The 20523-nt window shown below is 62.5% G+C and carries 14 protein-coding genes; 11 read left to right on the top strand and 3 right to left on the bottom strand.

The window, feature by feature from the left end:
- Nucleotides 1-284 precede the first annotated feature (284 nt).
- Nucleotides 285-3722, bottom strand: coding sequence for a CHAT domain-containing tetratricopeptide repeat protein (locus J3U87_RS32450; protein ID WP_237379963.1), 3438 nt, complete (start codon nt 3720-3722; stop codon nt 285-287).
- Nucleotides 3719-4270: an RNA polymerase sigma factor gene (locus tag J3U87_RS32455; RefSeq protein WP_237379964.1), complete on the bottom strand. Its 552-nt coding sequence runs from the start codon at nt 4268-4270 to the stop codon at nt 3719-3721. The genes J3U87_RS32450 and J3U87_RS32455 overlap by 4 nt, the downstream gene beginning before the upstream one ends.
- 287 nt (nt 4271-4557) lie before the next feature.
- Between J3U87_RS32455 and J3U87_RS32460 the strand changes: the two genes are divergently transcribed.
- From J3U87_RS32460 to J3U87_RS32490, 7 genes are all read left to right on the top strand, one after another.
- Complete coding sequence (locus tag J3U87_RS32460; protein WP_237379965.1) at nt 4558-6435, top strand: hypothetical protein; 1878 nt, start codon at nt 4558-4560, stop codon at nt 6433-6435.
- The gene (locus J3U87_RS32465) at nt 6429-7694 is read left to right on the top strand and encodes a hypothetical protein (RefSeq protein ID WP_237379966.1); all 1266 of its coding nucleotides are present in this window, start codon (nt 6429-6431) and stop codon (nt 7692-7694) included. The genes J3U87_RS32460 and J3U87_RS32465 overlap by 7 nt, the downstream gene beginning before the upstream one ends.
- A gap of 184 nt (nt 7695-7878) precedes the next feature.
- The gene (locus J3U87_RS32470) at nt 7879-9129 is read left to right on the top strand and encodes an LOG family protein (RefSeq protein ID WP_237379967.1); all 1251 of its coding nucleotides are present in this window, start codon (nt 7879-7881) and stop codon (nt 9127-9129) included.
- A gap of 115 nt (nt 9130-9244) precedes the next feature.
- A complete protein-coding gene (gene rpiA / locus J3U87_RS32475) occupies nt 9245-9964 on the top strand; it encodes a ribose-5-phosphate isomerase RpiA (RefSeq protein WP_237379968.1) in 720 nt (239 codons plus the stop codon).
- A complete protein-coding gene (locus J3U87_RS32480; RefSeq protein ID WP_237379969.1) occupies nt 9961-10908 on the top strand; it encodes an endonuclease/exonuclease/phosphatase family protein in 948 nt (315 codons plus the stop codon). Before rpiA ends, J3U87_RS32480 begins: the two co-directional genes overlap by 4 nt.
- A gap of 144 nt (nt 10909-11052) precedes the next feature.
- Nucleotides 11053-11526 (top strand): hypothetical protein, encoded by a 474-nt coding sequence (locus J3U87_RS32485; protein ID WP_237379970.1) that lies wholly within the window; start codon nt 11053-11055, stop codon nt 11524-11526.
- Nucleotides 11527-11713: 187 nt separating this feature from the next.
- Nucleotides 11714-13324, top strand: coding sequence for a hypothetical protein (locus tag J3U87_RS32490; protein ID WP_237379971.1), 1611 nt, complete (start codon nt 11714-11716; stop codon nt 13322-13324).
- 667 nt (nt 13325-13991) lie between these two features.
- On the opposite strand, the gene J3U87_RS32495 is transcribed toward J3U87_RS32490, so the two are convergent.
- The gene (locus J3U87_RS32495) at nt 13992-16346 is read right to left on the bottom strand and encodes a protein kinase domain-containing protein (protein ID WP_237379972.1); all 2355 of its coding nucleotides are present in this window, start codon (nt 16344-16346) and stop codon (nt 13992-13994) included.
- Nucleotides 16347-16655: 309 nt separating this feature from the next.
- Between J3U87_RS32495 and J3U87_RS32500 the strand changes: the two genes are divergently transcribed.
- From J3U87_RS32500 to J3U87_RS32515, 4 genes are all read left to right on the top strand, one after another.
- On the top strand, nt 16656-17495 hold the full coding sequence (locus J3U87_RS32500; RefSeq protein ID WP_237379973.1) for a DUF3995 domain-containing protein: 840 nt from the start codon (nt 16656-16658) through the stop codon (nt 17493-17495).
- A 7-nt stretch (nt 17496-17502) separates the two neighbouring features.
- On the top strand, nt 17503-18060 hold the full coding sequence (locus tag J3U87_RS32505; RefSeq protein ID WP_237379974.1) for a TetR/AcrR family transcriptional regulator: 558 nt from the start codon (nt 17503-17505) through the stop codon (nt 18058-18060).
- 40 nt (nt 18061-18100) lie between these two features.
- Nucleotides 18101-18643: a hypothetical protein gene (locus J3U87_RS32510; RefSeq protein ID WP_237379975.1), complete on the top strand. Its 543-nt coding sequence runs from the start codon at nt 18101-18103 to the stop codon at nt 18641-18643.
- Nucleotides 18644-19071: 428 nt separating this feature from the next.
- Complete coding sequence (locus J3U87_RS32515; protein WP_237379976.1) at nt 19072-20499, top strand: B12-binding domain-containing radical SAM protein; 1428 nt, start codon at nt 19072-19074, stop codon at nt 20497-20499.
- Nucleotides 20500-20523: the final 24 nt, after the last annotated feature.

Below are 20523 nucleotides of genomic sequence, written 5' to 3' on the forward strand. Positions count from 1 at the left end.
GAAAAATGTCGGCCCGGCGCCCTGGGTGGGTACGGCCGGTATGGCCCGGCACTTACTGCAACGACGCCCCTCTCACAAATGCGGGAACTCCCAAACGATTCGCTTCGATTAGTTACCCACCTGAAACCTAGGGCCCGGCCTGAGCGGCGACTCTGTGGTTAAAAAATACTCACACACAAACACTTCTGCACCAAAAGGCTACCCGGCACTTCGATTCTTTCGGTCTTCGGAGATCGCGAGCGGCTCGCCATCGGTTTGGGCAAGCGGTGCGGCCTTCGAAGCCGTCACCACCAGGCGCCGTGGTACTGGAACCCGGCCCAATAAAAGGGATGCGCAAAACGTGGATCGCGACGTAGCTCGGCTTGTGCCGACCGCAGCGCCGTCACGGGCGTCACGTCGCCCCGTGCCAGCTCCTCGTAGAACTGGCTCATCAGCACCGCCGTCGCTCGGTCCTCGACCTGCCACAGCGAGGCCACCACCCGCGGCGAACCCGCCGACAGGAATCCGCGCGTCAGCCCCAGCACGCCCTCGCCGCGAACCTCTTTGCCGAAGGCGGTCTGGCAGGCGCTCAGCACCACCAGTTGGGCGCGCAGCTCGAGATCGTAGATGTCGTAAAGGCCCAGCAGCGCGGGGATCCGGCTTCCGTCCTCGGCATATCGGCTCAACACCAGTCCGGATCGCTCGGGATGGGTGCCGTCCAGCACACCGTGTGTGGCCAGGTGCACCAAATCACGCTTGGCCAGATCGCCGCCGACGATGCGGTCGCGCCTGGCCTCGAACCCGAGCCGCACGACGCGGTCGGCTTTGGGAAAAAGCGCCGCGACGGCTGCCGCTTCGGCGGCGGTCGCGGGCAGGCGGGCTTGCCGGTCGAGGCGGTCCGCGATGGTGGCACGCGTTCTCGGAACCGCGGGCTCGGTTGCGGCGACCTGCAGCTCGCCCGCCGAAGCGGGGGGCGCATCACCCCAACGCGGATCGTCGGCGGAAAAGACGGGATCGGCATAGACGGCGAGGGAAAGGTCGTCCGCGCGGTCGGGCCACGAATCCTCGGGCAGAAGCGCAAGGGTGGAAAAGGACGGCAGGTTCACGAGGTCGACCCGATCCACGATGCGCGATGCGTCGGGCGAGGTCCGCAACCGCTTCGGTACCGGCAGCGCCTGCAACGGAACGAACTGCAAGGCGCCATCGGCGACGACGGCCAAGCGTCGTGTCGCCGCATCCAGGGTCTCCGGTGCGAACAGCAGGTCGGCGAGGGTTTGCGCCGCTTCGGGCGTCCGTGCGCCGCTGGGATCGGACCAGGCGTCGAGCACCGATTTGGCGAGCGCGTCCAAGCGCGCGCGGTCCGGCAGCTCGCGCACGTCGAGTGCGTCACGGGTCACGGTCCACAGGTACCCGCGTTCGCTACCGGACCAAATCTGAACCAGGGCTCCTCGCTCCGGCGCCGCTTTGCGGATCTCGGCAAGGCTCAAGGGCTGAAACGCTTCCGGATGTTCGAAACGCAGGCCCGATTCGCGAATGCGTCGCTCGACGGATGCGTAATCCGCTTTCAAATCCGCGCGTTTCCCTTCGAGGCCCTCGATTTCCTCCCGATTTTTTTCGGGACGCTGGGCGAGCCGCCGCAAACGTCGTTCGGTGGTGTTCAGCTCGGCCAACAACGCCTCGCGGCGCGCCACCAAGGCTGGATCGGGGCCCAGCCAGTAATCGGCAGCCGCATCGTGCAGCAGATCCAACAAGCCCCGAGCCCGGGCCCGTTCGGCCACCTCCAGCGCCGCGGCGGCGTGGCCGGCCTCGGGTTCCAGACGGTGGCGGTCCATCAAGATGTCGATGTAGGTGGCAAAGGTATCCATGCGCGAAGCGAGATAGGACGCGCGGAAATCGAAGTTTTTCACCTTTTGGCGCTGGCCTTCGAGCCAGGTCACGGCCTCGGAAATGCGGTCGGTCGCCTCCAGCCAGTGCCCCTGGCCCCGCGCCGCCTGAGCGGCGGCCGTGGCCACCTGGACCTGGAGATTGACGTCGCCGATGTGGGCCGCAGCCTGCGCGGCCTCGGTCCGGAAACGGCGGGCAGCGGGGTGGTCCTCCTGGCGCTCGGCCACTTCGGCCAAGGCGAAGCGCGACCAGGCCGCCCCGCGGGCATCGCCTTGCCGTTCCCGCAACTCGAGCGCCGCCTGTAAACCCGAGCGGGCGCGATCGAGACGGCCTCGCTCCAAGTCGGCCATGCCCAAATTGTGCTGGGCGAAGGCTTCCTCGCGCAGCGAACCCCGTTCCCGCGCAAGGGTCAGAGCCCGCCGATAGAGCTCGCGTTCCGCTTCCGTTTCGCCGGCCAGCCGCCGCGCCCATCCCAGGTTGACGAGCGTCTGCGCTTCGCCGTCGACGGTATCGAGACGACGCCACAGGCGCAGCGCTTCCTCCAAGGCTCCGGAAGCGCGCAGGGCGTCTCCCAGGTAATTGTGAATGACCCCGATGTTGTTGGCGACCAGGGCACGGGCGAAGAGACTGTCCTTGTCGTCGCGCGGGAGAAGCATTTCACGGGCGCGACCGTAGTAATCCAGCGCCTGTTCGGGTTGATCCAATTGGTCGAATGCGCCACCGAGACAGTTGAGGGTGAAGGCGGTCTCGCGTTCGTGCCCACCCTCCTCCCAGAGCGGCAGGGCGCGGTGCAGCAGGGGAGCCGCCCGCCGCGGCTGACCGAGCCCCAGGTAGGCCAACCCCAGATTGTTGAGCGTCTGGGCCAACTCGAAAGGTGTGCCCATCTCCTCGCGCCGCGCCAAGGCCGCCGTCAGCAGCTCTACCGCCAGGGGAAAACGACTCGACTGGTAGGCCACCAGGCCGGCCGCATTCTCCGAAGTGGCCAACGCCTTCGGCCGATCCAGCATCGTCCAGATGTCGATCGCCTCGGAATAGGCCGCCAATGCCGCTTCCTTGTCTTGGGCGCCGCCGCGCGCCCGCGCCTCGAGCGCCCGGTCCACCGCCGCGCCCGCCGCGTCCGCCAGCGCCTCGGCCGTCATGCCCTCGCGGACCTCTGTCACCGACCACTGAATCGCGACCGGAGCCGCACTTTCCGAAATCCAGTCGATCCGCACCGTGGCTCCTTGGGCGAACCACCAACCGGTGTGCCGTTCACCGCGTACCCCCGCGTCGGAGACGCGCAACAGCGACCCGTTCGAACGCCATTCGCAGCGCCACGCCTCGGGAGGGCCCAAAGCCGTGACCCGCACCCACTGGCCAGGCTCGACGCGCAGCGAGGTGGTCTGCACCGCGCCGGGCGCCAGTTGCGTTGTTTGCGGTGCGGCAACCAGTTGGGCGACCGGTGCGGGCCGGTCCCGGTCAGTTCCACCGAACCACCGCCCGAACCAGATCGGCGAGCTCAACGCGAGCAGCACCGCCGCGGCGGCGAGCCACCGTCCCCACCGTCGAAGGCCTGGCGATCGCGCCTCGTCCCGAACCGCGTCAACAGGCTCGGGACGGATGGGCACGACCGGGGCCACGGTGTCTTCGTCGTCTTCCTCTTCCGGGAACATGTCCTCCAGCGAATCGGTTTCCAGAGAATCCAGCTTTTCCAAGAGCGGTAAATCGGCGAGGTCGGTACGGACCTCGTCGAACAGGTCCAGATAGCGACGCGGCTCCGCGGCCAATTCGGACCCCCAGCGCGCGCGGATCTCGGCCGGTACCATGCCCTTGGCCAACAGGCGCTTGACTTCGTTCACATCGGGCGCGGTTCCGTTCATCGGCGCGCCTCCGTACCGCCACCCATTCGCCGTTGCACGCAATCGGTGATGCTGATTTCCGCCTTGCGCGTGTACTTTTTCACCTGATCGATCGTGATTCGCATGTGGGCACTGATCTCCTTTTGGCGTTCGCCCATGCGGTAGCGGCGCACGGCCACCTGACGCACCGTCTGGTTTTCGATCGCGTCCAGGCACTCCCGCAGAACGCGAAGCCTCTCCACGTTAAGGGAAGCATCGTGCGATTCGGTGCCGATTTCGTCGCCACCGGCCGCCAACGCCACGTAGCGACGCCCGCGCAGCCAGTGCTTCGCCAATTCGTCCCGCGTGATTTGAAACAGGAACTCCTTGACCTGGCGGCGATCTCTCAAATGGGGCAACTTCTCGAGGAACGCGAGGCGAATCGAAGAAATCAGGTCGCCCACCTGATCGGCCTCGCCGCGCCCGCGAAGATAGCGGGCCACGTTCCCTTCGAACCGCTCGAAGATGGCGAAGCCGGCTTCGGTCTCCCCCTCGAAGAAACGGTGAAGCATCAGCGACAACGATTCCATGAGCACTCCGGCAAAACAGAAAAAAACAAAAGAAGTCCTTGAGACAAGTGAATCAATTATAGCGAAAAGACCAAACGAGACAGGAAGAGAAAGGCCCGGGTAAACAACCTACCCAGCTTCGGGTACAGAAAATCATTTTTTTTCGAAAAAAGTCGGCACTTTTTTAAGCCTCGCTTTCCTGAACCGGGAAGATCCAGGGAGACAGGGCGAAATCCACGCCCCCACATCGGGAACCGTGATGCGGTGTTGCCCCTCGTTTCCCCAAAACCCGTCGAAAGGAGTGAACCATGGTGAATCACCCCCCCGATCACCTTCACCGCTCGCTGACCCGAGGCGAATTCAGGCGCCTCGTTCTGGAAGAAGCGGTCGACTTTCTACGCGATCTTCGCCTGCGCGAGGAAGCCAAGCAGGGCGACGAATTCGTCAAACGCGAACCTTCCCCACTGCTGCGCCGATTGACGACAGCCCAACGCGTCGCCCAAGTGCGCGACCTGCTGAAGCACCTCGTCGAGGACTATCCCCACCTGGCCCCGGTCCAAGAAACGCTGGCACCCATCATCGCCGTGCTGGCCGATTCCGACCGTTCGGCCCTGCTTCTGGTGGACGCCATGAACGATTTGATGGCTTCGAGAGCCCGTCACCTGCCGGATCAGGTCAACACCGGCGCCGACGCCTTTCGGATCCTGGCCGATGCCGAGCGCGTGGTCATTCAATGCGATCCACGACCGTCCCAGGGTGACGCGGCCCTGCGCGCGGCACTCGACGAGCAGGCCGCCGATCAACGCATGATGGCCGCGGTCACCCATGCCTGCGACCGTCTCCGGGCGCGCACCCTTCATCCCACCTCGGACGAAGTGACCGCCATCCGCACCGCCTACGCACTCATCGAAAAAGGGGTACCGGTGCCGAGCGCCTACCAGTCGTTGGGAACCTCGGGCTTCCGCGCCGTGCAAACCTTCCTCTCGATCGCCGATCCCGGCGAAGGCCATCTCAACGTCACGGTGCGCGCAGAGGAGCTGCTGGCGGGTGTCGCCGTGCATGTGGAACACATCGACCGGGACAAGGAAGCGGACAAGGAGAAGGTGGAGCCCTACCGCCTGCCGGCGCCGATCCATGCGGCGCGGGTCCGGCTCTGGGTGGGCAACCGCACCCCGGTCACGGCCTTCATCGGCCGTCCGGTGTTCGAGAGCGGCACCTTTGCGTTCGACCTCCTGAAAACGGCCCACCTCCACGCCTCGGCCTGCAGCGTGATGTTCGCCAACGGTATCGCCGATTGCAAGATCGGCATCGAGCGCATGAAGGCCAGCCAGGCGGTGAGCTTCATGAACGCGCTGGTCGGCAATGTACAGCGCGACCCGGAGCGGCAGTACCTTTCGGCGGCATTCAACATCAACACGCCGATCGTCGACGATCTGGAACCGGGTTGCGACGCGACGAAGCCGGTCGAGGACCCGTTCGAGCTGGGTCGGCTGGGCATTCGCATCGCGGTTCGCGGCGGTTTCGACAAGGTCGCCTGGGACGGCGCCTCCAACAAGATTCCCAGCGATCCGATCATCGAGCAACTGAGCCATGCCGAATTCGTGACCCTGATTCACGAAGCCCACGAAAACGGCCTCGAAACCTACATTTCGGCCGGTCTGCGCCCCGAGCACATGGCCCGCTGCGTAGAGACCGGCGTCGACGGTGTCGGCATCGGCACCAGCCTGCACTACCGGGATCCGGTCACCAAGCTGATGGGCGAACTGAAGCCGGCCGCCATCCGCGAGGTGCTGACTCGGCGGGACGAGGCCGCGGGAACCCTGTTCGGTCGTGCGGCCAAGTTCCTGGCGCGCCTGGATCGGATGTACTTCGAGGGCATTCTCGCCAAGGCCGACAACCCCACCAGGCTCGAACTGTTCGCGGCCTTGCGCGACCGCGACGCCGAGACCTGCCAAAAAATACTGGACGCGATGACCTGCGGCGCGAAACCCGGCACCCGTCGCGTCACGCCGTCGAGCGCGACCCATCCGCTGGTGGCCCGGGCCGCACGCCTGGTGGCTGCCGGTGACGGCGACATCATGCTGAAACACACCCACGGCACGCACGCCACGCGGGAACTGGTTTCGGCGGTGGGTTCGGCGGCCCGGCGCCACGATCTGGAGCGATTGAGGGAGTTGTTATGTTAGGTTTTCGCGGATTCTACGAAGGCACGGACAACAAAGGGGTCTACCACCGCATCGAGCGACGGGTGGATCCCCACTACGACGGCATCGGCGGAGCGGCCGAGTTCCCGGTTCGCTACGATCTGGCCTCGCTGCCCAAGGGCATGAGCCCGGAAGATTTCGACCGGAAGATCGTATTGCCGCAGATTCCCGAATCGGTGCTCGAACGCATCGACGCGGTGATGGTCGAGGCCGAGGCCTTGGCGGAAGAGGGGCGTGCGGACACGCCGCCACTGGACCGCGATGGTTGGCGTCGCGGCATGATTCTCTCCTGGATCCACTCGCGGGACATGACCACCATCCAGGCCGCCATGGGATATCCCAAGGTGCTGACCGGGCGTCACGACCTGGAGGAGTTCGCCCTAGGCAAACACCTCAAGGGCCGCCTGCACTCGGCCGACCCCTGGTATCGCGATTACGTACTCGGCTTGGATGACGAAGCCTTGATCAACGTGGGCTTTTACAATGCCCACATCTCGGCCTCGATGTTCAAATGGGGCGACAACAAGAGCGGGACGCAAAACGGGATGGACGCCCACCGGCTTTCGGACCACCATATCGGCACGGACGAATATCCCTTGGACCTGATCGAGAAGGGCGTCAACTTCGTGGTGCACCACATGCCGCGCGAGCACTACGGCATCCGCCACGAGCCGAAAGCGCCCTGGGACCTGCTGGAATACCGGTTGGTCCACGATCACTCGACCGCCGATTCGGAAGTGCTGCGCCACATCGCCCGCGATGCGGCGGCCATCATTCGCATGCTGGAAGACGCGGGGAAAATCACGCCCTGGCAACTCCTGGACGCGACACTCGAAGCCTGCCCGCCGCCGGCCAAGCTGGAAAACGCCTACTTACTGGTGCGCGAACGGCTTTCCGCCGAGATCGCCACCACGTCGGCGGCCACGGAAGCGATCGAGGTGGCCGCGACCACATCGTGCGATGGCGCCGCGCCCAGAGGGCAAGGTGCCGCCACCATCCGCGACCTGGAGCTGCGGGCATTGCGAGGCATGGAACCTCCCGCGACCTGTGCCGAACTGGCGCGCGCCGAGGCGGTTCGCCAGGGGCTGCCGCTCGCCGATCTGTGGCCCGAAAACCTGGTTTCGAGCCTGGACGCCCTCGCCCAACTACCACGTGCGGTGACCGCAGCCAAGGCTCGCGGTCAATCGGACCTGGCCACGCACTTCGAACGCTGGCAACGCGAGCTGAACCTGCCCAACTGACCCGTCGCCTCCCATCACCCCAAAAGCGCGGCCGCCCGGTACCACGCCGGTTCGGATGGCACGGCCCGACCTCCCCACGCTCGCCGTGGACATGGAGCTCGCGTGCCGTACGGGATCCGTGCGCACGATCGAGAAGTAAGAGCAACACCATTGAAGTCAGACATATCAAACAAAGGAGTCGATCATGGAATTGCAGAGATATCACTTGGCCGGTCAGGCCCAGTTCGACGGGACCACCGGTTCCTGGGCTCCCGGCGGCGACGCCGGTTGGACCGTGAAAACCGTGATTCGCGACCCCCATCGCCTCGAGGCACGGGTCACGCTGGGCGAGGTGCTGGCAACGGGCTACAGCCTCGTAGTCACGCCCCAGGCCCACCGCGAGGCCATCCACGCCACCTACCACGGGCTCGACGCCCAGGGTTTTCACGTGGTCCTGACCGCGCGTGACGGAAGCCTGGAAGACCGGGTCGGGTTCTCGTTCCGGTTGGACGGCCTCACCGACACACCCACGCCCGACGACCGGACCCTCGTCAAGGATCACCTGGTGGAGGACATCCACGTGGTTCAGTCGATTCTGGCCAAAAAGGCCCAATCCGGCATGATCACGGTGATGTGCTCGGCCAGCATCAACCAGGATCGCGTCACCGAAGGCAGGATCGCCAGGCAGCGCGAGGACCTGGACCGGCTCTACAAGGAGTTGGAGCAAACCCAAGATCCCGAGCTTCGCAGGGAGATCGAAGCCAAGATCACGGTCGGTCGCCGCAAGATGGTGCGCTACGAGAAATTGATGCGGGCGGCCCACTACTGGGATTCGGCCCACGAGTTCGGCAAGCTCTGGGGCGCATACTACGCCGAACGCCAGAAGTCGGAGCTCGGCGGTCGCGACGTGCCGATCTGCACCGGCGGCGGGCCCGGCATCATGCAGGCGGTGGCCAACGGTGCCGCCTCGCAACGGGCCATCGTGTTGGGGATCGACGCGATTTTCGGCAACGAGCCGCGCTTCGCCCTGGGCCCCCAACACCAGCACGCGCTCGATTCCAACGTGCGCATTCGCTGTAACGATTTCGCCATTCGCGAGGCCGCACTCATCAATTACGCCAACGTGGTGCTCTTCTGGCCCGGCGGATTGGGCACCAGTTGGGAAGCCTTCGAGACCCTGTGCAAAATCCAAACGGGCCACCTGCGCCGCCGTCGCACCAAGGCGATTTTCGTCCATACCGAGTTCTGGCGCCCGCTCTACGACTACGTGAAGCACCTGCGTGAAATCGGGACGGTCAACGCCTACGGCGATCGCATCAAGTTCCCGGGATTGGACGACGCCGACGCCGACGACGCCTACGTGGGCGAAGTGGTGGATTCGGCCCAGGAGGCCTTCGAGGCGGCCCGCGCCTTCGTGGAGCGACTCCATGCCGAGAACGCGCTGAGCCTGTATTGAGCATCGCTTCGGCCCCCTGGATCGGCAAAACCGCCAGGGGGCCTTCAATCGGTGCCCATCCAAAGACGGAATGTGGTTTCCTGGATGGGCACCCACCCTCGAGGAGGATATGTTCATGACCAAACCGGATTTCGAGAAAGAAAAGGAACGGGCGGCGCTGCATGCCGTGGGCATGGTCAGCGACGGGATGTGGGTCGGGCTGGGGTCCGGCAGCACCATCGCCTACGCCGTGCGGGCGCTGGGCGAACGGGTCGCGTGTGGGCTGGATATCCAGGCCGTGCCGACTTCGCGAAAGACACGCGAACTGGCGGCTTCGGTGGGCATCCCCCTGCGGGATCTACCGGATGCGACCCACCTCGACCTGACCATCGACGGGGCCGACGAGTGCGACCCCCGACTCGACCTCATCAAGGGCGGTGGCGGCGCGTTGCTCCACGAAAAGATCGTGGCATCGGCCTCGCGGCGCCTGGTCATCATCGTGGACTCGCGCAAACCGGTGCCGCGCCTGCTCCATGCCTTCCCGCTTCCCGTGGAGGTGATCCCCCTGGCAATCGGGGTGGTGAGCTTCCGGTTGCGTGCGCTGGGCGCCGGCGTCACCCTGCGTCGCCTGCCCGACGGAACCCCCTTCGTCACCGATGAAGGCAATCGCATTCTGGACCTCACCTTCGTCGAGCCGCCCGAGCCCACCGAATTGGCTCGATCGCTGGAAGCGATCCCCGGTTTGGTGGAGCACGGCCTGTTCCTGGGCATGACCTCCACCCTCGTGATCGGCCGCAACAGCGGGGCCGACGTCGAGATCCGAGGCTCGGCCGGCGTCGGGGAGGTGTGCTCGTGAACCTGCGTATCGCCACCTACAACATCGAGAACCTCAGCGACCGCCACCTGGCGCAACGCATTCCCTATCTGGTGCCCACGCTGCAACGGCTGCGAGCCGACGTCCTTTGCCTGCAAGAGGTTCACGCCCAAGACGGCCGCCTGGATGCCCTTCATCGGCTGCTGGAAGGAACCGTCTATGGCGACTATCACCTTCACGTCACCAGGGACAACGATGGACACCCCTTCTCCGTGCGCAACCTGGTGACCCTGAGCCGGTATCCGATCGTGGACCGCGCGCAAATCCTGCACGATCTGGTTCCCCCGCCGCGCTACAGTTCGGTCACGGCGATTCCCCCGCCCACCGAACCGGAGCCGGTTCCCTGGCCACGGCCGGTCCTGCACACCTGCATCGCCCTCCCCCAAGGCTGTGAACTCCACGTCTTCAACCTGCACTTCAAATCCAAGCACCCCACGCCGATCGCCGGGCAGCAAATCGATCGCTTCACCTGGAAGTCGCCGTCGGCCTGGGCTGAAGGGTTTTTCCTCAGTTCCATGAAGCGCGTCGGCCAGGCCATCGAGGTGCGCATGATGCTCGATCGACTGATGGCGGATACCGAAGCGCCGCTCATCGCGGTGTGTGGGGATTTCAATGCCGAAAGCCACGAGGTGCCGATTCAGGCATTGCAGGGCCGGGTCGAAGATACGGGCAATCCCGAACACGGCATGCGGCTGATGGTGCCCTGCGAAAACGCCGTGCCGGCACCGAGCCGCCACACCCTGTTCCACCAGGGCCGCGCCAATTTGCTGGACCACCTGCTCGTGTCGCGGCACCTCCTCGCCCGACACGCCCACAGCGAAATCCACAACGAAATCCTGCACGACGAATCGATCGCCTTCGCCGACGACCGCAAGTATCCCGAAAGCGACCACGCCCCCATGGTCGCCACCTTCCTGTTCGACTGACCGGTCCTCGCAGGGGCCCGTCGCGGGCGGGCCCCAAAAGGATTCCCCAACTCCGGCACGACACGAAGAAAACAAATCACCCATGGTATTATTGAGTACTTACCAAAATACCAACAAACTCATCGTTTCAACCAGGGAGGAAGTATGTCTCTACCCGAAAATGATTCCAGCTCCGTTCCCGATCCCAAAGAACCCTGTTCCGGCCAGGTGGTGGACCTCACCGATGCGCTGGCGGGCCGCTGGTACCAGACCAACAAGGTCGCCGTCATGCATTTCGTGGACGGGATCACCGGTCGCGTTTTCAAAGGCACCCTGGACCCCATTCCCGAGGCCGGTTTCTTCAGTTTCCAGGTGCCCGGGTTGATCGACGACAAGGATCCCAACGTCCGGCTGATCGATCTGGAACCGATGCTGATCGTGTTCCGGCGCCACAAGGACAAGGTTTTCCGGTTGCGCGGAACCCGCATCGGGAAGGGCCCCTTTTTCGGGGATTGGCAGTCGGTACCTTTCAATCCCGACCGCGACCTGCCCTCCCATTTCCCGGAGCGGGATGCCGGCTCGGTTCAAGTTCCCCGGGGCGACACCGGGACCTGGGGCGCCAATACGCAGTCCACATGAAATCAAGGCCTTCCGCGAATGGAAGGCCTTGATTTCAGCTTTCGGGTATCGGGTTTCAGGTATCAGGAACGCATGTGCAACCAGCCCGGAACCGACGGGTGGTCACACCCAAGTCGAGCGATTCTCGGGCGCCCGGCTAGGGCGGCGCACTCGCACACTTTGGGCCACAGCGATCTAGGAGGACTCCGTGACGCGCATGGATGAACGACGGCTCCCCGGAGAGGCCGGCTGTCCTTCGGGGCGCCACCGGCTTCGGGTTTTGGTGGTGATGGACGCGGCCTTTTCTCTGGACGACGACTTTCTGGGACTTGGCACTCTGCGCCAGACCCTTGCGGACAACCCCGAGTGCTGGGTCGGGTTCGACGTGTGTTGGGCCCGCCGCGGGCAGGGTCTGGAGCCGGACGCACCGGGTTACACCTTCACGGACGAGCACCTGGCCCCTTTTCGCGTCGTCCTGCTCTTCGGTTACGACAGCGATCCCCCGCTCGATCCGCTGGAACGCGGTGTGCTCGCGCGCTGGATGCAGGCCGGCGGCGGTCTCTTCGCGTGCGGCGATCACGGCCGCATCGGCGCGGCCCTCTGCGGGGACCTTCCTCGGCTTCGCCACATGCAGCGCTGGAAGGACCCATTGCCCAACAGTTTTCAGACGCGCAACGATTCGACTGTCGGTGAGGCCACGTATTTTCTCGACCCCTTCTCGGAAATGCGCCAGCTCGACGCGCGGCCCGCTCGCCTTGCGGTTCGCCGCTACCGGGCCTACCACCTCACCTGCCCGTTGGAAGAGGCGGACATCGCCAGCAAGTTCGCCTTCATGAAGGACCTGCCACACCTGGTGCACCCGATCTTCGACGACGGTCATCCGGCCTGCGCCACCCCGGTCCTGCCGGACCACGCCCACGAAGGCGAGGTGGTGCCCTTCGATCCAAAGCGGCACGCCCCTCTGCTGGATGGAACTTACCAACACCCGGGCCCCGACGGAGATCCCACCACCATCGAAGAATTTCCCGTGGGGCGCCGACTGCGCCGGCCCGGTTGGGAGGTCATCGCGGCGGCCCCCAACCAAGCCGCCCCGCGCTTGATCGACCAGACACCACACGAAGCCGTGCGCCCCCGCGAATTCGGCGTCGTCGGGGTCTACAACGGCGCCCTGACCGAGATCGGAGTGGGTCGTATCGCTGTCGACGCATCCTTCCACCATTGGGTCGACGGCAACCTCGCGGGGTTCGCCCCCCACCGCGGAACGAGGCACCTCGGGGATGCCGCGCCAGCCGATCAGGGCGAGGTCCTGGCGCGAATTCGAGCATACTTCCGGAACCTCGTCACCTGGTTGGCGCCGTGGTCGGATCAATCGGCCATGGCGGCACTGATGCTTTGGCACGCGCGCACCCATCCAGCCCTGACCGAGTGGATCCCGGATACCGACGACGGGGACTCCTGGCGCTGGGGCAGGCTGGTGGTGCGACGAATGGCGCCCCTCCTCGGCGAGACCCGGCTACGTGCAAGCTGGATCCACTTCCTGCCGCGCACCGAGGCCCTGGCGTTGCTCGACGATCGGGGTTACGCCCTGGCGCACCTGGCGATTTTGGACGAGTACGTCCTGGGCGGCATCTTCCTCGCGTTTTGGAATTACCAACGAGATCGGGATCCCGAAAGAGAGCTCGATGTGACCGAATTGGTGAGGCGAGCTCGTCGGGCCGTGCACGCCGCCATGGGTCTCTTCCTGGGTGAATACGCGGTCCGCGCCGGCGAGAGCCTGGTTCGCCTGATCGAGGCGGTGGAGGCGAGCCGTCACTCCTGATTCGACGGAGTTGTTCGCACAGATCAACATTCGTATCTTACTGATGTGAAACAGTTTTTACCACAGAGTCGCCGCCCAGGCCGGGGGCCGGAATGCCGGACCACGGATTGCCGATGGTCGGAATGCCGAACCACCGGCACACCGGCCACCGGGTTTCAAGTGGGTAACTAATCGAAGCGAATCGTTTGGGAGTTCCCGCATTTGTGAGAGGGGCGTCGTTGCAGTAAGTGCCGGGCCATACCGGCCGTACCCACCCAGGGCGCCGGGCCGACATTTTTCGACGAACTCCCCGCACATTCGCCTTTTTAGGTTTTTATCTTTATCTTCGAGCTTTACAAAGTTTGTTACATAAGATCCGCGAACCAGCGAGCATACCTAGCTCGATTTCGAGAAAGAAACACTATATCTGGTTTCTGGCGAAGGGCCATGGGTCATTCATCCGAAAAATTAAGCAGGAACCCATGAACATCGGAAGACAGGAAAGGACCGGAATTGGTACACATCATGGTCCTGTTTTTCCTGGTTTCGTTCATTCCTGGCTTCCTGATCAAGTTGTGAAGACGGCAAGACCCAGCTCAGGTTGAATGCACCACTTTGCTTCAAGAGAGCACACAGAGGGTCCGGAGTTGTGTGGGAAGCGACCGTGGGGGCGTCATCGAAGCCGCGATCAGGTATAGTGCCAGAAGAGATCTTCGTTGCGGTAATAGAACAGCCCGATACTGCGCAAGTGAACGAAGATCAGATAGAAACAAATGGCCCAAGCCAAGGGAAACCCCACGTAGGGATTCAGGTCCCGCAGCAAGGCCGAGGCCACGCCGAGCCCCACGACACTCAAGCATCCGAATATCGACACCATCACCACGTAACCCGAAAACAAGCGAGGCAAGACCTGAAAGAAAGGCCGTGGATCCATGGAAAACACGCTGTCGTGGACGGCCACATTCATCAGCGCGAAGGGCAAATAGGCGAGTCCCATCAAGCACAGGCCGATCTCGACGATCATGGGCATCGTGAACTCGAAACCGGAGCCCTCCCCGAACCGGAAGTAACCGACACTCACCCCGAGCAAGCCGTACAGGATGGCGGGCCCCAAACAAACCAGGACCGTCACCGTTACCTGAATGAAAGGCAGCACGAAATCATCGTAGAGCTCCATGAGCGAAGGCCACTCGAAAAACTCTTTTTCACCATTTGCACTGTTGTTGATGATCGCCTTGGCGATGGCGCATACGAACCCGAGCGCAGCGATCCCGACCAGCCCCATGAACCCCAACCCCCTGAAACGGAGGCTCCTGACTCCACCGGCCAACGCACTTGGACCGCTCAGCAGAAACGGGGCCAGCAAAACGGGAATGGCCAACGCCAGAAAGCAGAAGGACATCCAGCTTCGAAAGGGATAGACCAGGGCATCCACCAGCCAGTGTTGCCCGAAGGGGCCGGTATCCTTGGTGCGCAAATCGAGCCACTCTAATTCTTTGCCCGCTCCCGTCTTCTCTCTCGCCTGCGGGCCGCCCGGTGTCCCTGCCGCTTCCATTCGACTCAGGCCCGCGCTCTCGCCCAACTCACGTGCTTCTTTTTCGCTCAAGTCGAGACCGGAAGCCAAGCGGCTCAGACGCTGGTTGGCGTTGGCGGATCCAGCTTTGGCCAAGACACCGGCCGCGTTGCGGTACAGCGTCGCGGGGCTGCCCAGTAGCGCCTGATCCGCGCGGGCTCGCCAGCCCTGGTCTTCAGGTAGATGGCGGTAAAACTCGAAGGCGAGCCAATCGTGTTTGAATTCCTGGGTAGGTGTCGCCTCGCGGCAAAAGCCGAGAAAGTCGATCAACGCCTTTTGGCGTTTTTCATCAGAGAACGGCCGTTCCAGAACCGCTGAACGCATTCCCTTCACGCGCCCGGTGAGCAGGTACTCGTACAAGCCGCCGAAACCGTGGCAGTCGTAGGCCCAATGACGGGGAACCTTGACGCGACTTTGAAGGGCCTCGAGGATTGCGGGAGACGTGAATTGGGCACGGGTCGACGTCTGGAGCGACGTCCGCATTTGGGCGCTCAGCATCGAACTCGGCGGCATCGGGTCGCACAGCAGCGCATCACCCTGATCGTTCACCAAGACATTGGACGGCTTCAGGTTGAGATGCGTCATGTTGCGAAGGTGCAGCGACAACAACCCCTGGAGGATCTGTTCCATCCAGCGCGTGACATAGGAGTGGTGCAGTACCGCACCGCGCTTCACCAGCTTCTCGGCCTGGTGAGCCAGCGACCTCGCGGGGTAGTAAGGCGTGGTGTAGTAAAGATGGGATCCATTGTGAAGGGTGCCCACATCCAAAATCGGAACGAGGTAGTCATCGCCCATGGTTTGCAGCTTTTCCAAGTACCTTTGCCAAGCTGCAAAATCCTGGGGCTGCTGGAAGTTGGAAGCGTGGATCACCTTCAGGACAATCATCCGGTTCGAGTCGTCGCGCGCCCGAAAACTGCTTCCGATGGTGCCGTTGCCCAGCTTTTCCGACAATTCGAAAGGACCTACCCTTTTTTTGGCTTCCTCGTAAACCGGCAGATTGGCCAAGTCGACGTTGGTGGGGCCATATTCGTCGTGCAATCTTTGGCGGTGTTCGAAATCGAGCGCGAGGTCGGTCGACATGGGATAGAATTGTTCGCCCAAGTTTTTCTTTTCCGCACGGTCGAAGATGTCGGTGAAACTGCTATCCGGATCGACCACCTCCACGCCGATATCCCAATAGCGCTCATCGCCCATCTCCACCGGATAGCGGTACTTCTCGACCACTTCGAAAGGGATCGGTTCTTTCGGTCCAAGGGCCAGGACCACGGTGTACTTGGCCGTCGGGGGCGCATTCCGTTCGAAGCGAAGCGCCATGCCGGCCTCACCGAGGTTCCGGCAAATTCCGCGAAACGAAGTGCCTTTGCGAAAAACGGTAAAGGGGATCAGGCTGCCGTACCTTTTGGCGACCCGCTTCTCGGCGGACACATTCGTCGGTTTTTTTCGATCGGGCGATGAGAGCATCGTGTTCATACCATTTCTCCGAAGTGATTTCGCAAACGTCCGAGCGACGCGGGAAATCAGACATTGTCAAGGGGCGGTCCAATGGCAGTGCGACGCGCCCCTGACCTTGATCGCAGCGTTCGTTCAAAAAACCGATCAAAGAAAAACGAAGCACATCGCCGATTCGCGATTTCAACCGGCACATCAGGTGGTACCGGGGATTCGTTTCGGCCGGGAATTTCGTCGAAATATTCGGCAGTGACCGTAGGGAAAAGAAAGCGTTGACACCCAAGATCGCAAAACATACCATAAGGTATGGTTTGGTTATGGAGGTTCGTCATGCACCTGTTCGCCGCGCTCACCGCCACCCTCGCCCTCTTCGCCTTTTGGCTGCACACCTTTGTCGGCCATCGCGCCGTACTTCTCCCCGTCCGACAAGCGACCATCTCCTCTTTTGCCCGCGCCACCAGCGAGGTCTGCTGGCATTTCGTCACCTACGTCCTGGCCATGACCGCCGCGCTCTCGATGGCCGCGTCCATCCCCACCCTTTCGGGCCCCGCGGCGCCCTGGCTGCTCTGGGCCGTCATCGCGATCCAACTCCCTTTTGCCGTCCTCTTCCTCGCGGTATCCCGAGTGACCTTCCACTCGTTCACCACCCTGCCCCAAAGCCCGCTGCTCGGCGGCATCGCCCTCCTGGCCGGCCTGGAACTCGTCTTTCCCATCCAGCTCCCCCTCAAACTGGGGTTGGCGCTCCTGCTCACGCTCTGCCTTTCGATCCTGGCCCTGTTCCACGTGCTTTGGGCGTTCGGCGTCACCTGGCCCGCCAAGTCGCAACCCGAGCTCGGTGAGCTGGTGGTGGGGAATCCCTCCACACCCGAATCCGCCGATGGACCCGTGCGCCCCTTTCCGGGACGGGGTCTCACGCTGATCGTCGCCGCCGCCCTGGTGGGTGCCGGCCTGTGGATGCTTCTCGCCGCGATCCCCTGGGGTCACCACGGGCTGCTCAACACCGGCGCCTGGGTGGTCGGCGGGGTTTTTCTGTTGCGCGGTATCGCGGGATATCTCGAAACGCGGCTCCGCCCATGGACCCGCAAACTGGCTTATCACCATTGGAACCGGGTGCTATACTCGCCGCTTTGTCTGATCATGGCAGGTATGGCGATCGGCATCGCCTGGTGAGGTCCCTTTGAAACGCACGCGATCGAAAGACTGGCTGGACATGGGCCTGCACCTACTCAGCCAGGATGGTGTATCGGCGCTGACGCTCGACCGACTCTGCGCCGCGATGCACAAGACCAAGGGCAGTTTCTACCACCACTTCGGCGACATGAAAAGCTATGTGGGGGCGCTGTTGGCGCATTGGCAGGCCAACCTGACCCAGGCGGCCATCGACCATGCGGAGACGGCGCCCGATCCCAAGGCTCGGCTGGCCCTGCTCGATCGAACCGTACGCTCCCTGGACCATCGCCTCGACCAGATCATCAGGACCTGGGCCAAGCAGGACCCGCGAGCCGCCCAAGTTCTGGCGGAAGTGGACCAAACCCGAATCGACTACATCCGGGAACTTTTCGAGGCCAACGGCCTGGAGCCCCAGTTGGCCCATCGGCTTGCAGAATTGGAATACACCGCGTTTCTGGGCGCCCAGCAACGCTTCGGCGATCTCAATTCACCAGAGGCGGAGCAGGTGGCTTCCACCCTGAGGCGCGCCATCGAAGCCTTGGTCCACACTTCGCGACAACCCTGAGTGACGACTCTCTTGAAAGGAACTTGCTCGGAGTGCCCGAATGCCGAGAGATTCGTCGGGTCCAGTAGGTTCATCAGGGGCGGTAAGCCCGCCGGATGAACTTGTCGAAGCGATCCGCGCATCGCAGGTTCGAGACTTGAAAGAGAGATGCACTGCCCATTGCGGGAACATTGAAGCATTCGGCTTCGGAATGTGCGACCAGCGGTCGCACCTACCTGGCACGACGACCCTCTCTGGCAGCCGGGAACAGCATGCGGGCTCGCTTCGCGTTGTTTCTTTCTCGAAATCGAGCTGGGATTGCCCGCTGGTCCGGGGCTCTCTTGAAAAAAATGGTGCATTCAACCTGAGCTGGGTCTTGCCGACGTCAAATTTTGATCAGGAATGCAGGAATGATGGAAACCAGGAAAAGCAGGACCATGATGTAACCCAAAATGCGGAGCCTATCCTGGTTTCCGATGTTCATGAGTTCCTGCTAAATTTTTCCGATGAACGGCCCATGACCCTTCGCGAGAAACCAGGTGGTCTGTTTCTTTCTCGAAATCGAGCTGGGTATGCCCGCTGGTTCGCAGCTCTCATGCAATAGACCGTGTAAAACCCGAAGATAAAGCTATAAACCTAAACAGACGGATATTCGGGGAGTTCGCCAAAAAATGTCGGCCCAGCGCCCTGGCCGTGCACGAAGCCCCTCTGGTAAATGGGGGCACTCCCAAGCGACTCGCATCGATTAGTTACCCACTTCAGAACCCAGTGGCCAACCGGCAATCCGGCCACCGGCCTGAGCGGCGACTTCAGGGTGAACATCCGCAGGCGCCGCCGATCGGGATAGAAAGACAAACCTAAGAATGCCGTATCCGCAAGAATCGAGACCGTTTGGGATTATCCCGGATCCGCCGTTTGATGTGACAAAGAAGTGAGCTACGGGTTAGTTTTTCAACATTTTCACCTTTTTCCTTTGACGCAATTTTCTTCCGAATGCTACAAACAGAGTCGCGAACCAAGGGAGAAAAATTTATGCGTGTTGCTTTTTTGAAACCGCCGATCGGCGGTATTCTCGGATTGGAAATGTTGACCTTCGTCGAGCCATTGGGCGCCGAATGCGTGGCCGGCAGCCTGGAACAGGATGGCCACCAATGCGCGATTTTCGATTTGCGCCTCGAGGGCGAGCAGGCCGGCTTGGAGAAATGCCGCGACTGGGAACCGCGAATCGTGGGTCTTCAGTGCAATTTCACCACGGAGCGGTACCCGGCCACCCGAATCGCGAAACGGGTCAAGGAATTGATGCCGGACGCTTTTGTCCTTGTCGGGGGCCATGACGCCTCGCGCGAACCGAATTGGTTCGACGATGCCTGTTTCGACGCCATCGCGGTCGGCGACGGCGAAGAGATCATGCCGGCCATGGTCGACGCGATGGAGTCGGGGCAGGACTTGAAGAAGGTGCCAGGCCTGGTGCTTCACAAGGACGGCCAGATGATCGCCACGGGTTGTGCCCCGACCCGAAAAAATTTGGACGAGTTGCCGATCCCGGCTCGTCACCTGATCGAAGATTACGCGGACAAGTACTACATCAACTTCCGCAAACCTTTGGCTTTAATGGAGACGGCCCGAGGCTGCCCCTACCGGTGTAACTTTTGTTCGGTGTGGAAGTTCCACCAAAAACGGTTTCGCGAGAAGTCGCCGGAGCGGGTGGTCCAAGAGCTGTCTCAAATCAAGGCGCCCAACGTCTTCATCACGGACGACATCTTCTGGCTCGATGCCAGACGCGGCCTGGAAATGGCACGTTTGATCAAAGAGGCCGGTATCAAAAAATTTTTCACGGTGCAAACCCGGACGGATATCATCTGTCGCCGGCCCGACCTGATCGAGGCCTGGAAGGATTGCGGTCACCTGTCCATTTTCCTGGGAGTGGAAGCCGTGGACGACGACGGCTTGGCCCATGTGAACAAAAAGAACTCGGCCAGCAACAACAAACGTGCGCTCGAAATCCTCAAGGAGCTGGGCGTGGGCTTCACGTCCAACTTCATCGTCGATCCCAACTGGGACCACGACGATTTTGCAAGGCTTCGCCAGTGGATCGAAAAGATGGGCGCCTACAACAGTGGCTTCTCGGTGCTCACCCCACTGCCAGGCACCGATCTGTGGGAGTCCGCCAAAAATCAGGTGACCACCCACAACTGGGAGATGTACGACATCATTCATGCGGTCTTGCCGACCCGGCTTTCGCTGGAGGAATTCTACGAAGAGTACGCCAAACTTTGGCAGACGGCCCTGGAAGTTCGCTACCGGATGCGCGGCAAGCTGCGCTCCTACGTGCAGCTCGGTGCCGCGCTGGCCACCGGCAAGGTCAGTCTGGATGCGGTAAAGAAAGGGATGAACATCGCCAAGGTTTTCAGTAAAAAGGAAACCTTTCTGGAGGCACACACCGAACTCGCCGTCACCTGAGCAGTTGCGGGAAAGCGGTCAAGG

This window comes from Sulfidibacter corallicola (assembly GCF_017498545.1).
In the GTDB taxonomy this organism is placed as follows: domain Bacteria; phylum Acidobacteriota; class Holophagae; order Acanthopleuribacterales; family Acanthopleuribacteraceae; genus Sulfidibacter; species Sulfidibacter corallicola.

Coding starts and splice junctions, on each gene's coding strand:
- J3U87_RS32500 (WP_237379973.1), top strand. CDS start 16,656: ATGCACCTGTTCGCCGCGCTCACCGCCACCCTCGCCCTCTTCGCCTTT.
- J3U87_RS32460 (WP_237379965.1), top strand. CDS start 4,558: ATGGTGAATCACCCCCCCGATCACCTTCACCGCTCGCTGACCCGAGGC.
- J3U87_RS32465 (WP_237379966.1), top strand. CDS start 6,429: ATGTTAGGTTTTCGCGGATTCTACGAAGGCACGGACAACAAAGGGGTC.
- J3U87_RS32495 (WP_237379972.1), bottom strand. CDS start 16,346: ATGAACACGATGCTCTCATCGCCCGATCGAAAAAAACCGACGAATGTG.
- J3U87_RS32515 (WP_237379976.1), top strand. CDS start 19,072: ATGCGTGTTGCTTTTTTGAAACCGCCGATCGGCGGTATTCTCGGATTG.
- J3U87_RS32510 (WP_237379975.1), top strand. CDS start 18,101: ATGCCGAGAGATTCGTCGGGTCCAGTAGGTTCATCAGGGGCGGTAAGC.
- J3U87_RS32485 (WP_237379970.1), top strand. CDS start 11,053: ATGTCTCTACCCGAAAATGATTCCAGCTCCGTTCCCGATCCCAAAGAA.
- rpiA (WP_237379968.1), top strand. CDS start 9,245: ATGACCAAACCGGATTTCGAGAAAGAAAAGGAACGGGCGGCGCTGCAT.
- J3U87_RS32470 (WP_237379967.1), top strand. CDS start 7,879: ATGGAATTGCAGAGATATCACTTGGCCGGTCAGGCCCAGTTCGACGGG.
- J3U87_RS32450 (WP_237379963.1), bottom strand. CDS start 3,722: ATGAACGGAACCGCGCCCGATGTGAACGAAGTCAAGCGCCTGTTGGCC.
- J3U87_RS32455 (WP_237379964.1), bottom strand. CDS start 4,270: ATGGAATCGTTGTCGCTGATGCTTCACCGTTTCTTCGAGGGGGAGACC.